Source organism: Streptomyces sp. NPDC107575, from assembly GCF_055657265.1.
The window spans coordinates 69,772-81,102 of the sequence record NZ_JBVKBG010000007.1 but is presented as its reverse complement, the minus strand read 5'-3'; the positions used below and the strand labels follow the sequence as shown (position 1 = coordinate 81,102).

The 11,331-nt window shown below is 71.4% G+C and carries 13 protein-coding genes; 6 read left to right on the top strand and 7 right to left on the bottom strand.

Features of this window, described 5'->3' with window-relative positions:
* Nucleotides 1-3: 3 nt before the first annotated feature.
* Nucleotides 4-1,425, bottom strand: coding sequence for a GH39 family glycosyl hydrolase (locus ACZ7L4_RS32775; RefSeq protein ID WP_472108294.1), 1,422 nt, complete (start codon nt 1,423-1,425; stop codon nt 4-6).
* Between the two features lie 162 nt (nt 1,426-1,587).
* On the opposite strand from ACZ7L4_RS32775, the gene ACZ7L4_RS32770 reads away from it, so the two are divergent.
* On the top strand, nt 1,588-2,682 hold the full coding sequence (locus tag ACZ7L4_RS32770) for a DUF5925 domain-containing protein (RefSeq protein ID WP_472108292.1): 1,095 nt from the start codon (nt 1,588-1,590) through the stop codon (nt 2,680-2,682).
* A gap of 381 nt (nt 2,683-3,063) precedes the next feature.
* On the opposite strand, the gene ACZ7L4_RS32765 is transcribed toward ACZ7L4_RS32770, so the two are convergent.
* The gene (locus tag ACZ7L4_RS32765; protein WP_472108290.1) at nt 3,064-3,429 is read right to left on the bottom strand and encodes a GntR family transcriptional regulator; all 366 of its coding nucleotides are present in this window, start codon (nt 3,427-3,429) and stop codon (nt 3,064-3,066) included.
* A gap of 71 nt (nt 3,430-3,500) precedes the next feature.
* Between ACZ7L4_RS32765 and ACZ7L4_RS32760 the strand changes: the two genes are divergently transcribed.
* Entirely contained in the window at nt 3,501-4,436 is a 936-nt protein-coding gene (locus ACZ7L4_RS32760) for a GNAT family N-acetyltransferase (protein ID WP_472108289.1), read from the top strand.
* Nucleotides 4,414-4,926, top strand: coding sequence for a ribonuclease FAU-1 family protein (locus ACZ7L4_RS32755; RefSeq protein WP_472108287.1), 513 nt, complete (start codon nt 4,414-4,416; stop codon nt 4,924-4,926). The genes ACZ7L4_RS32760 and ACZ7L4_RS32755 overlap by 23 nt, the downstream gene beginning before the upstream one ends.
* Before the next feature lie 18 nt (nt 4,927-4,944).
* Here the strand turns inward: ACZ7L4_RS32755 and ACZ7L4_RS32750 are convergent, their stop codons facing one another.
* On the bottom strand, nt 4,945-5,556 hold the full coding sequence (locus ACZ7L4_RS32750; protein ID WP_472108286.1) for a class I SAM-dependent methyltransferase: 612 nt from the start codon (nt 5,554-5,556) through the stop codon (nt 4,945-4,947).
* 108 nt (nt 5,557-5,664) lie between these two features.
* On the opposite strand from ACZ7L4_RS32750, the gene ACZ7L4_RS32745 reads away from it, so the two are divergent.
* Complete coding sequence (locus ACZ7L4_RS32745; protein ID WP_422406432.1) at nt 5,665-5,802, top strand: hypothetical protein; 138 nt, start codon at nt 5,665-5,667, stop codon at nt 5,800-5,802.
* A gap of 10 nt (nt 5,803-5,812) precedes the next feature.
* Here ACZ7L4_RS32745 and ACZ7L4_RS32740 read toward each other — a convergent pair whose 3' ends face one another.
* Genes ACZ7L4_RS32740 through ACZ7L4_RS32725 form a run of 4 tightly spaced genes read right to left on the bottom strand, consistent with a single transcriptional unit; the run spans nt 5,813 to nt 9,327 of the window.
* The gene (locus ACZ7L4_RS32740) at nt 5,813-6,289 is read right to left on the bottom strand and encodes a GNAT family N-acetyltransferase (protein WP_472108284.1); all 477 of its coding nucleotides are present in this window, start codon (nt 6,287-6,289) and stop codon (nt 5,813-5,815) included.
* Nucleotides 6,286-7,794 (bottom strand): tripartite tricarboxylate transporter permease, encoded by a 1,509-nt coding sequence (locus ACZ7L4_RS32735; protein WP_472108282.1) that lies wholly within the window; start codon nt 7,792-7,794, stop codon nt 6,286-6,288. The genes ACZ7L4_RS32740 and ACZ7L4_RS32735 overlap by 4 nt, the downstream gene beginning before the upstream one ends.
* Nucleotides 7,795-7,798: 4 nt before the next feature.
* Nucleotides 7,799-8,347 (bottom strand): tripartite tricarboxylate transporter TctB family protein, encoded by a 549-nt coding sequence (locus tag ACZ7L4_RS32730; RefSeq protein WP_472108280.1) that lies wholly within the window; start codon nt 8,345-8,347, stop codon nt 7,799-7,801.
* Nucleotides 8,344-9,327: a Bug family tripartite tricarboxylate transporter substrate binding protein gene (locus tag ACZ7L4_RS32725; protein WP_472108807.1), complete on the bottom strand. Its 984-nt coding sequence runs from the start codon at nt 9,325-9,327 to the stop codon at nt 8,344-8,346. The genes ACZ7L4_RS32730 and ACZ7L4_RS32725 overlap by 4 nt, the downstream gene beginning before the upstream one ends.
* A gap of 155 nt (nt 9,328-9,482) precedes the next feature.
* Between ACZ7L4_RS32725 and ACZ7L4_RS32720 the strand changes: the two genes are divergently transcribed.
* Both ACZ7L4_RS32720 and ACZ7L4_RS32715 read left to right on the top strand, forming a co-directional pair.
* Complete coding sequence (locus ACZ7L4_RS32720; RefSeq protein WP_472108805.1) at nt 9,483-10,172, top strand: response regulator; 690 nt, start codon at nt 9,483-9,485, stop codon at nt 10,170-10,172.
* Between the two features lie 178 nt (nt 10,173-10,350).
* Nucleotides 10,351-11,259, top strand: a complete 909-nt coding sequence (locus tag ACZ7L4_RS32715) for a lytic polysaccharide monooxygenase auxiliary activity family 9 protein (RefSeq protein ID WP_472108278.1) — start codon at nt 10,351-10,353, stop codon at nt 11,257-11,259.
* The last annotated feature ends 72 nt before the right edge of the window (nt 11,260-11,331 follow it).

The following is an 11,331-nucleotide window of genomic DNA, read 5'->3' as shown; positions in this document are numbered from 1 at the left end:
GCGCTATCGCCGCAGCCACTTCACCTCGTAGCCCTTCATCTCGAACCGCTGACCGTCGATCTTCGCGCTGATCGGCCGCTTCAAGGTGTTCACGACGAGCACGGCCTTGTCGTCGGCGAGCACCCGCACGTTCGGCACGTCGTCCTTGGCCACCGACACCTTCTCGAACCTCGTGCCGGGACCGAACTCCTCGTTGAACCGCGACACCAGCCCGTACATCGGCAGCGCGCCCCCGCCGGAGGCGCGGTCGGTGGGCCGCCACAGGCAGCCGGCGCAGCCCGCGCCCTTCTCGTCCTCGGGGTTCCAGTAGAACCCGGACGTCGCCCCACCCATGGCCATCGCGATCATCCCGGAGGCCTGCACGGCGACGCGGTGCGGCTCGCTCCAGCCCTGCCGCTCGTCCCTGCTGTCGGCGGGCTCCACGTAGTACTCGGCCCACCACAGCGGCAGGTCGTCGGTCTGCCGCTCGATCCACCGGCTGACGTCGGTGAACTTGTCGGTGGCGGCGAACTCGTCGGGCAGCAGTTCGTCGTCGTTCGTATAGCTCGACCCGTCGACGACGACGAAATCGGCGCCCGCCTTGTTCTTGTTCCAGTACTCGAAGGCGTCGACGATCCGCTGGTCCATCCGCCCCCAGGCGCCCTTCACGACATCCGAGCCGCCGTCGGTCTGCTTCGGATGGAGGCTGTCCATCACGAGGTAGGGGCCGCCGACCATGATGTCCTCGCGGACGTTCTTCAGCGCCTTGTAGACGAGGTTGTAGAGCTTCGTGTAGCCCTCGTAGTCCCAGCGGCCCTTGCCGTCGTTCCAGAAGCCCTTGAACTCGTTCCAGACGATGAAGTGCCGGACGTACGGGTACCGCTTCGCGACCGTCGCCGCGAGGTTCGCGTAGTCCTTGTAGTGCTCCGGGGCCGGCGCGGTCTCCAGGCTGGCCTTGCTCCAGTCCGTGTTGCCGACGCCCGCCTTGCCGCCCTTCATCCAGTCGGGCGCGCAGCACAGCGTGACCACGGGTGTGCCGCCGGACTTGCGGACGAAGTCGATCCGCCGGTCCAACTCTTCGAACTGGTAACGCCCCTTCACCGGCTCCGGGTTGCTCGCGCCCCAGCCCATGATGTGCTGGTTCTGCGGCATCGGCCGCTCACCCAGCAGCTTCTCCGCGCGCTCGGTCGCCTCGGGCGAGCCCTCGTCGGCGGAGAACTGTGTGTGCGTGAACCCCCAGCCGACCTGCGGCCCCAGCTCCTTGGGCGGCTCGCCGGGCGTGCCGTGCACCCGGTCACCGTCGGGGGTGGTGCCCGCGGTGCTGTGCTTGCCGTCCGGAAGCGTGCTGATCACCGTCAGCACCAGGGCCAGTACGGCCATACCCACGCCGAGCAGGGCGATGAGCCGCCATCGCCGCGCCCCCGATTCCCACCCATGACGTCCCATCAAGGACAAGAGTAACGAGGGGAGTTGGCGGAAGGACCAGCTCCGTTGCCACGGACTCGTAACGAGGTTCGACAGCCGGGGTGCGCGTGTCGGCCGGTACGGAGCGGGGGCGCGCTGCGGAAATTGCGTGCGGGAGGCCCGTTCGTGCCGGATCATGGCGGCATGTCTGCGAACCCCTTCGACGTGCTGCCGGTCCGGCTGGGCGTCGACGACAGCGACTCACCGTCCGACGTCGTCGACGCGCTGTTCCTCGGCCGCTTCGCCACGGGCGAGCAGCCCTTCTCGCACGCCAAGAACATCGACCGGGTGCGCTCCGCGGCGACGCTGCTGCCGCCGGACGCGCGGGTGCTGCGCTCGGCGCGCGACGACGACCGCAGCGCGACGCTCGCCGAGGGTGACGGGTGGACGCTGCTCATCTCCCGGTGGAGTCGGGGCGCGGACGTCACCGTGACCGCGACGACGGCGGAGCTGGCGGAGAAGGTCCTGAAGCAGGCCACGGACGGCGCGGCCGACGAGCCGGAGCCGCAGCCGGAGAACGTGGCGATGGGTTTCTGGTACGTGTCCCCGCGCCGCGGGCCGCACCGTACGACGCGTCAGATCGCGGCGGGTACGTGGGAGGAGGTGCGGCCCAACTACACGGCGCCGGTCGCCGAGGCGATGGACGGGCTGATGAAGACGCGGCCCGAGGACATCGCGGGCCGGCTGCTCCTGCTGCACGGGCCGCCGGGGACGGGCAAGACGTCGGCGCTGCGGACGCTGGCGCGGTCGTGGCGGGACTGGTGCCAGGTCGACTGCGTGCTCGACCCCGAGCGGCTCTTCTCGGACGTCGGCTATCTGATGGACATCGCGATCGGCGAGGACGACGGTTCGGCGAACGGGCGTTGGCGGCTTCTCCTCCTGGAGGACTGCGACGAGCTGATCCGCGGGGAGGCGAAGCACACGGCGGGGCAGGCGTTGTCGCGGTTGCTGAACCTGACGGACGGGCTGCTCGGCCAGGGCCGCAATGTCCTGGTCGGGGTCACGACGAACGAGGACCTGGAGCGGCTCCACCCGGCCGTGGTACGGCCCGGCCGCTGCCTCGCCCGCATCGAGGTCTCCCCTCTGACGCGCCGCGAGGCCACGGAGTGGCTGGGGACGGAGGAGGGGGTGGGGCGGGAGGGGGCGACGTTGGCGGAGCTGTACGCACTGCGCCGCGGGGTGTCTCCGACGGCGGTACCGGATCCACGGGGCGGCTCGGAGGCGGGCCTGTACCTGTAGCCCCCCGTCCACCCACGCCACGGGGCTCCGCCCCGGCCCCCGCGCCTCAAGCGCCGGCGGGGCTGGAAAAGATCGGGGCTCTGCCCCGTACCCCGCTGCTCAATCGCCGCAGGGGCTTGATTTTGCCCGCCCACCCGCAGACGACGGGCCGGTCTCCGCCGCCCATCTCCCACCCGCCCGCCCCCTCCAGGGGCGTCGGCCTCACGGGGTGCCGCCACCGCCTGCCGGCGAGCTGCCGCCGGCACGGCTGCCCACCCGCCGCGGTCGGCCGTCACCGCCTTGGGCAATCTGCCGCCTTGGGCGGCAGGGTGGGCAAGGCGGCGCCCGGTGCCGCGCAACAGGGACGACTGGCCCAGCCACGACACGGCAGACGGCGACCGCCTACGCGTACGCCGCGCGCAGCGCGTCCCGTGCCGCGGAGAGGGCCGCGGATTCCGAGAGGCCCAGGCGGCGGACCCGTTCCGCGTACGCCTGCGCCGCCACCACCGCCTCCCGCTCCGCCGCATCCCCCGCCGCCGCGACGAACGTTCCATTGCGGCCCCGCGTCTCGATCACCCCGTCCGTCTCGAGGGCCCGGTACGCCTTGGCCACCGTGTTCGCGGCGAGCCCGAGTTCCTCCGCGAGCCCGCGCACCGTGGGCAGCTTGTACCCGACGGGCAGCGCCCCCGACCGGGTCAGCTCGGAGATCTGGGCCCGCACCTGCTCGTACGGCGCGCCACTGTCGTCAATACGGATCTTCAAGGTCACGCGGCCGATTCTCCCGCAGCACCGAAAAATAGGAGGCACCCGGTAGCGCGCGGCGCGTAGCGTGCGCCCCCATGACCGTCATCGTGCGCGCGCTGGACCTCAGCGATCCGGCCGACACCGAGGCCTTCGCCCGTATCCGCCGCACCTGCCTGCCCGCCATGCTCGCGACCCCGGCCTCCGTCGCGTACGACGCCGCACAGGCCCACCCCGACGCCCACTACCGCCAGCTGATCGCCCAGACCGGCACCGGCGAGGTGATCGGCACCGCGCAGGTGGGCCTCGCGTACGACAGCCCGCAGCCGGGCCAGGGCTACGCGAACGTATACGTCCACCCCGAGCACACCGGCCACGGCGCCGGCACCCTGCTCCTGCGCACGGCGGAGGAGCACCTCGGCCGGCACGGCGCGACGGAGGTGCACTGCTGGGCCCTGGACGCCCCGCGCAACCTCGCGTGGGCCGCCGCCCGCGGCTACCGCGCGAGCCGCAGCGCGCACTTCCTCCGCCTCGACCTCACGAGCGGCGCCCTCCCGGCCCGCCAACCGCTCCCGCCCCACGTCGAGTTGCGCACCGCATCCGACTACGCGGCGGATCCCCGGCCACTCTTCGACCTGGACGCGGAGGCCACGTCCGACGAGCCGGGCGACATCCAGTCCGAACTCACCGACTACGAACAGTGGTTGCGCGACACCTGGCACCAGCCGCTGCTGAACCACGAGCTGACCACGGTGGCGCTCGTGGACGGCACCCCCGCGGCGTTCACCGCGGCCCTCACCGACGGCGAAGGCCGCTACGTGTCGGGCATGACGGGCACGGCCCGCGCCTTCCGCGGCCGGGGCCTCGCCAAGCTCGCCAAGAACGACTCCCTGCACCGGGCCCGCGCCGCCGGCATCACGGTGGCGTACACGGGAAACGACACCGGCAACGAGCCGATGCTCGCGATCAACAAGTGGTTCGGTTACGCACTCGACGCGACGGAGATCCGCCATGTCCGCACCCTCACCCACTGAACCCGCTGGCGGCTCCCTCCACGTCCACCTGGTCAAAGCGGGCCGCACGAAGATCAGTTATCCGGTGGAGCTCCTCCACGACGACGGCATCCGCGTCACGGTCCGCGCCCCCTGGGCGGGTGACGGCGTACGGGACTTCGGCTTCGTGCAGTTCGCCCCCGGCGACGTCTTCACCGAGCACTACTGGCGCGACCGCTGGTACTCCGTGAAGGAGGTCCGCGCGGCGGACGGCTCGCTCAAGGGCTGGTACTGCGACATCGCCCGCCCCGCCGAACGCACCGCCGAAGGCGACATCCGCTGCGAGGACCTCGACCTCGACCTGTGGGTGTCGGCGGACGGCGTACAGGTGATCCGCCTGGACGAGGACGAGTTCGCCGACAGCGGCCTCGCCGAGCGGGACCCGGAGGCCGCGCGGAACGCGGTCCGGGCCCTCGACGACCTCGAACGCCTCGCCAAGCAGGGCGAATTCACCGCCTTGCTCGTCCACTGACCGCCAAGCGTCAACCGCTCACACAACGCCGACCACCGCGTACCGCTCGTCCGCGACCTCCCGCCCCCACAGCCGCGCGTCCCCCGACAGCGGCTCGCGGCGGACGTCCGCGACGAGCGGCGCGAGCGCGTCCGCGAGGCGCGCCGCCGGGATCCCGACCGGGCTCGCCTCGCCCCACACCCCCTCCACCAGGACGAGCCGCCCGCCGGGCCGCAGCAGCGACACCCAGCGTCTCAGCACGGCCCCCATGTCGGGCAGCGTCCACAGCACGTGCCGGGCCAGCACCACGTCGTACGCGCCCTGCTCCACCGGCGGCTCCGCCGCGTCCCCGAGCAGGAACTCCGCGTCATGTCCCGCGAGCTTGCGCCGGGCGTGGCCCAGCATGGCCGGCGCGCTGTCCACCCCGGTCACCCGATGTCCCCGCTCGGCCGCGAGGAGTGACAAGCTGCCCGTCCCGCACCCGAGGTCGACCACGTCACAGGCCTCTTCCGGCAGCCACCCCGCGAGCCGCCCGGCCCAGGCCGCACGGACGTCCGGGTCCCGCAGCCCGTGATCCGGATCGTCGTCGAATCCGTCCGCCGCCGCGTCCCAGTCGATCGGCCCCTCGGCCGTGCCCCCGCATGTCGTCATTCCCCCATCGTGACAACCGCCACTGACAATTGCGCTTCGAAGGGGGACCCTCCGGGAACAGGTCTACAACGGCACCACGTTGGAACCCGTGTAGGTACAGGAGGCATCATGCGCCGAGTGACCATGCACAAGCCGACCGGAGCGAGCACCATCGCGCGGCGGCTTCAGGACGAAGCGGCGGAGCGCAAGCGCGAGCGCCCCGAAGTGCGCAAGGACGTCCGCAAGACCTGGTGGCCCGACGAGTGAGCGGGGCCGGTCAGATGCCTCCAAGACCCAGCCGCTTGCGGTAGTGGACTCGGTCGTAGGGGCCGTCCGTGCGGCGGTCCACGACCTCGTATCCGTAGCGCGGGTACAGCTCCTGGTTCTCCCACATGAGGGCGTTCGTGTAGAGCCGCACCTCGGGGAGGCCCAGTACGCGCGCGTGCTCCTCCACGAAGGTGAGCAGGCGGCGGCCCACCCCCTGGCCGTGGGCGTCGGGGTGGACCGCGATGCTGTCGAGGAAGAGGTGGTCGGGGCGGGCCTCGACCACGACCAGGCCGGTGACGTCCGGGGCGCCCGTGACGTGCACCAGGCCCGCCGCCACGTTCGCCGCGTGGTCGGCCTCCATGGGTGCCGGTACGACGCCGATGCGGGCGATGTAGTGGTGGTACGCCGCGTCCGTGACCGCCTTGACGGCGGGCACGTCGGCGGCCGTCGCCCGGCGGATCGCGGGTTCTCCGCTGTCGTTGGTCATGCCGTCCTGTCTACGTCACTTCCCCTCCCGCGCACCACCAGCTTCTTGAGCAGCGGCCACGCCACGATGAGCAGGACGACCGCGTAGACCGTCACGGAGAACGGCGTGTTGACCAGGCCGCTGACGCTGCCGTCGCTGATCTGGAGGGCGCGGCGCAGTTGTTGTTCGGCGTTCGGGCCGAGGATGACGCCGATGACGGCGGGCAGCACGGGCAGTCCGTAGCGGCGCATGCCGAAGCCGATGAGGCCGATGATCAGCAGGATGACGAGGTCGACGGCCTCGCCGCCGACGGCGTACGCGCCGACCGCCGCGAAGAAGAGGATTCCGGCGTAGAGGTACGGGCGGGGGATGCGCAGCAGCTTCGCCCAGACGGGGGCCAGGGGCAGGTTCAGGGCCAGGAGCAGCACCATGCCGACGAAGAGGGACGCGATGAGGCCCCAGACCAGTTCGGGTTCGCGTTCGAAGAGGAGCGGGCCCGGCTGGATGCCGTACTGCTGGAAGGCCGCGAGCATGACCGCGGCGACCGCGGTCGTCGGGAGGCCGAGGGTGAGCATCGAGACCAGCGTGCCGGCGGCGGATGCCGAGGCCGCCGATTCGGGCCCTGCCACGCCCTCGATGGCGCCCTTGCCCCACTCGTCCTTGTGCTTGGACAGGCGCTTCTCGGTGACGTAGGAGAGGAACGTGGGGATCTCGGCGCCGCCCGCGGGGATCGCGCCGAACGGGAAGCCGATGAGGGGGCCGCGCAGCCAGGACTTCCAGGTGCGCTTGACGTCGGAGCCGCCGAGCCAGGGGCGGCCGACGGGGATCGCCTCTCCGCTGGTGCGGCGCAGGTGGGCGGCGACCCACAGGGCTTCGCCGATGGCGAAGAGGCCGACCGCGACGATGACGACGTCGATGCCGTCGGCGAGCTGGAGCGAGCCGAAGGTGAGGCGTTGCTGGCCGGTCATCTGGTCGAGGCCGACCAGGCCGAGCGTGAGGCCGATCAGGAGCGAGGCCAGGCCGCGTACACGCGACGAGCCGAGGACCGAGGTCACCGCGATGAACGCGAGGACCATGATGGCGAAGTAGTCGGGCGCGCCGATGTCGACGGCGAGCGAGGCGACCTTCGGGGCGAGGGCGACCAGCAGGATCGTGCCGATCATGCCGCCGGCGAAGTGTCCGACGGCGGCGGCCGCGAGGGCCTGTGCGCCGCGTCCGGCCTTCGCCATGGGGTTGCCCTCCATGGCGGCGACCACGGCGGCGCTCTCGCCGGGGGTGTTGAGCAGGATCGAGGTCGTCGAGCCGCCGAACATGGCGCCGTAGTAGATGCCCGCGAACATGATGAACGCGCCGGTGGGTTCGAGCCCGTACGTCACCGGGAGGAGCAGGGCGACGGCCATGGCGGGGCCGATGCCGGGCAGCACGCCGATGGCGGTGCCGAGCAGGACGCCGATCGCCGCCCACAGCAGGTTGATGGGCGTGAGGGCCGTGCCGAAGCCGTCGAGGAGGGAGTTGAGGGCGTTCATCGGGTCACAGCACTCCCATCAGGGGGCCGCCCGGCAGGGGCACGCCGAGCAGGTTGTTGAAGAGGACGAAGGTGAGCAGGGAGAGGCCCGCGGCGATCAGCGGGTCGCGGGTGAGGTGGCGGCTGCCGAGCGCGTACGCGGCGCCCCAGAACAGCAGCGCGCCCGCGAGCGGGAAGCCGAGCGGTTCGATGAGGACGGCGGTGGCGAGGAAGACGCCGGCGAGCAGCAGCACGGTGCGCCAGTCGGCGGGTTCGGACAGGTCGATGTCCTCGCCGGCCTCGGCCTCTCCCCTGCCGCCGCGCAGGACGTCGACGGCGAGCAGGACGGCGACGGCGAGCAGCCCGATGCCGACGACCACCGGCACGGTCTTCGGTCCCACGGGTCCGCGCTGGGCGATGTCGACGTTCATGGTGAGCGCGTCGGTGAGGACGAGCACGCCGAGCACCAACAGGAGTACGCAGACGCCGAGTTCGGAGTGTGCGCGCAGCCAGGACGTGCGCGTGCCCTCGTCGGGGCGGGTCTCGGTGGCGGTCGCGGGCTCTACCGGGTTCACAGGCCAAGCTCCTTCAGTACGGACACGACGCGCTTGTCCTCGGCGTCGAGGAAGGTCCCGAAGTCGTCGCCGACGAGGAAGGCGTCGTCCCAGCCGTTCGTCTTCAGCGACTTCTTCCACTCCTTGGAGGCGTGCAGCTTCCGTACGAGGTGGGTGAGTTTGTCGCGCTGGGTGCCGGAGAGGCCGGGCGGGGCGACGATGCCGCGCCAGTTGGTGAAGTCGACGTCGTAGCCGGACTCCTTGAGCGTGGGTCCGTCGAGGCCGGGGGCGCGTTCGGGGCCCGTGACGGCGAGGAGGCGCAGTTCGCCGCTCTTGATCTGGTCGAGGTACTCGCCGACGCCGGAGACGCCGAAGGCGACCTTGTTGCCGAGGATGGAGGCGAGGAGTTCGCCGCCGCCGTCGAAGGGGACGTAGTTGACCTTCTTCGGCTGGATGCCGGCGGCGCGCGCCATCAGCATGGGCGCCAGGTGGTCGGGGCCGCCGGGCGAGGAGCCGCCGCCGACGGGCAGCTTGCCGGGGTTCTTCTTCCAGGCGTCGATGAGCTGCTTGATGTTCTTGTACGGGGAGTCCTTCGCGACCACGACGACATCGGGCTCCTCGGTGAGCCGGGCGATGGGTGTGGTGTCGGCGAGGGTCTTCGGGGAGTGGTTGGAGCGGGCGGCTCCGACGACGCCGAGGCCCATGGACATGGCCAGCTTGCCGTTGCCGTGTTCGCCGACGAGGCGGGTGAGGCCGACGGTGCCGCCCGCGCCGGGCAGGTTGAACACCTCGATGTTGTGGGTGAGTCCGGCGTCCTCGGCGTTCTTGGCGGCGGTGCGCGCGGTGATGTCGTAGCCGCCGCCGGGGGTGTTGGGGACCATGAGGCGCAGGCCGGGGATCTGGGTGCCGGTGTCGGCGCCGCTGCCCGTGGTGAGCAGCGGCGGTCCCACGAGGACGAGCAGCGCGGCCCCGAGCAGGGCGAGGGGTGTGCGCAGGCGCACGTGTGCCACCTACTTCTTGGGGTTGTTTTGGGGGCGGGTTGGTTGTGAGGTGGCCCACATGTTGCCCACGTGTTAACAAGCTGTCTCTCTTCCGCAAGCAACGGACGTTGTGGTCCTTGTGGTCGCGCACCTAACCTGCGCCAGTGACAAAGGGCTTGGTCAAGGTCTTGATCGTGGACGACGACTTCATGGTCGCGAAGCTGCACAGCCGGTACGTGTCCGCGATGGACGGGTTCGTGGTGACCGGGGTGGCGCACAGCGGCGCGGAGGCGTTGCGCGCGGCCGAGGCGTTGCGTCCCGATCTGGTGCTGCTCGACGTGTATTTGCCGGACATGGACGGCATCGAGGTGTTGCGTGCGCTGCGCGCCGCGGAGGAGCGGGATCCGGTCCGTACGCCGGTGGACGCGCTGTTCATCACGGCGGCGCGGGACGCGGAGGTGGTGCGGGCGGCGCTGCGGGCGGGGGCGCTGCACTATCTGATCAAGCCGTTCAACCAGGCGGCGCTGCAGGAGCAGTTGAGGCATGTGGCGGCGCTGCGGACCCGCCTCGACGACCTCGACGAGGCCCGCCAGGAGGACGTCGACCAGATCTTCGGGGCCCGCCCGCCGGGTTCGCGGGAGCTGCCGAAGGGGCTCGCGGCGCACACCGCGGATCTGGTGGAGCGGACATTGCGGGCGCATCCGGCGGGGCTCTCGGCGACGGAGTGCGCGCAGGAGGCGGGCACGCTGTCGCGGGTGAGCGCGCGCCGCTATCTGGAGTTCTTCGCGGGGACGGGGCGGGCGCGGGTGTCGCTGCGGTACGGCGGGACGGGGCGGCCCGAGCGGCGGTACAGGTGGGTGTCCTGAGGTCGGTATCAGGGGCGCCCCGAAGGCGGTTTCGGTGGGTGTCCTGAGGGGAGTCTGAGTGGCGTCTTAAGGGGGCCATAAAGATCCACTCGGAGCGCTCCCAGGGGCCTGACAGGGCGTTTTTTCGGGCTAACTTCCTTGCCGCAACCCCCAATGCACTCGAGCAAGGAGCACCCCCATGCCCGCATCCCGCCGCAAGATCGCCGCGTTCGCCACGGTCGGCGCGCTCCCCCTCGCACTGACCGCCCTGTCGGCGTCGCCCGCGGCAGCGCACGGCACGCTCGGCGATCCGGCCAGCCGGGTCGCCGCCTGTTACGCGGAGGGCGCCGAGAGCCCCACGTCGGCGGCGTGCAAGGCGGCGGTCGCCGAGGGCGGCCCGCAGGCCCTGTACGACTGGAACGGCATCCGGGACGGCGAGGCGGCCGGCAAGCACCAGGAGAACATCCCGGACGGCAAGCTGTGCTCGGCGAACTCCGAGGAGTTCAAGGGCATGGACCTGGCCCGCGACGACTGGCCCGCGACGAAGGTCTCGGCGGGCTCGTACACCTTCAAGTACAAGGTGACGGCCCAGCACAAGGGGACCTTCAACCTCTACATGACGAAGCAGGGCTACGACCCGTCGAAGCCGCTGAAGTGGTCCGACCTGGACCTGGAGAACCCGGTCGCGACGAAGACGGACCCGACGGCGTCGGGCGGCTACTACACGTTCTCGGGGAAGCTCCCGGACCGCACGGGCCGCCAGCTGGTCTACGGGATCTGGCAGCGTTCGGACAGCCCTGAGGCGTTCTACTCCTGCTCGGACGTGACGTACGGCGGCGCGTCCACGGCCGCCGCGGCGTCCGAGCCCTCGGATCAGCAGATCGCGGCGGACGCGGAGAAGTCGACGGTCGACCACAGCGGTATGGACATGGGCGACGACGCCAACGCGCCTGCGGCGCAGGGTGATTCGCAGAACCTCGCGGAGACGGGTGGCGACTCCACCACCCCGTACATCGCGATGGGCGGCGCGGCCGCGCTGGCGATCGGTGCGGCGGGGTTGTTCGCGTCGATGCGGCGGCGCGCCGCGGGTGGGCGTCACAGCGGCTGAGCATTATTAAGCCCCTGCGGCGATTGAGCAGCGGGGTCCGGGGCGGAGCCCCGAGTCCTTGACCCCGGGAGC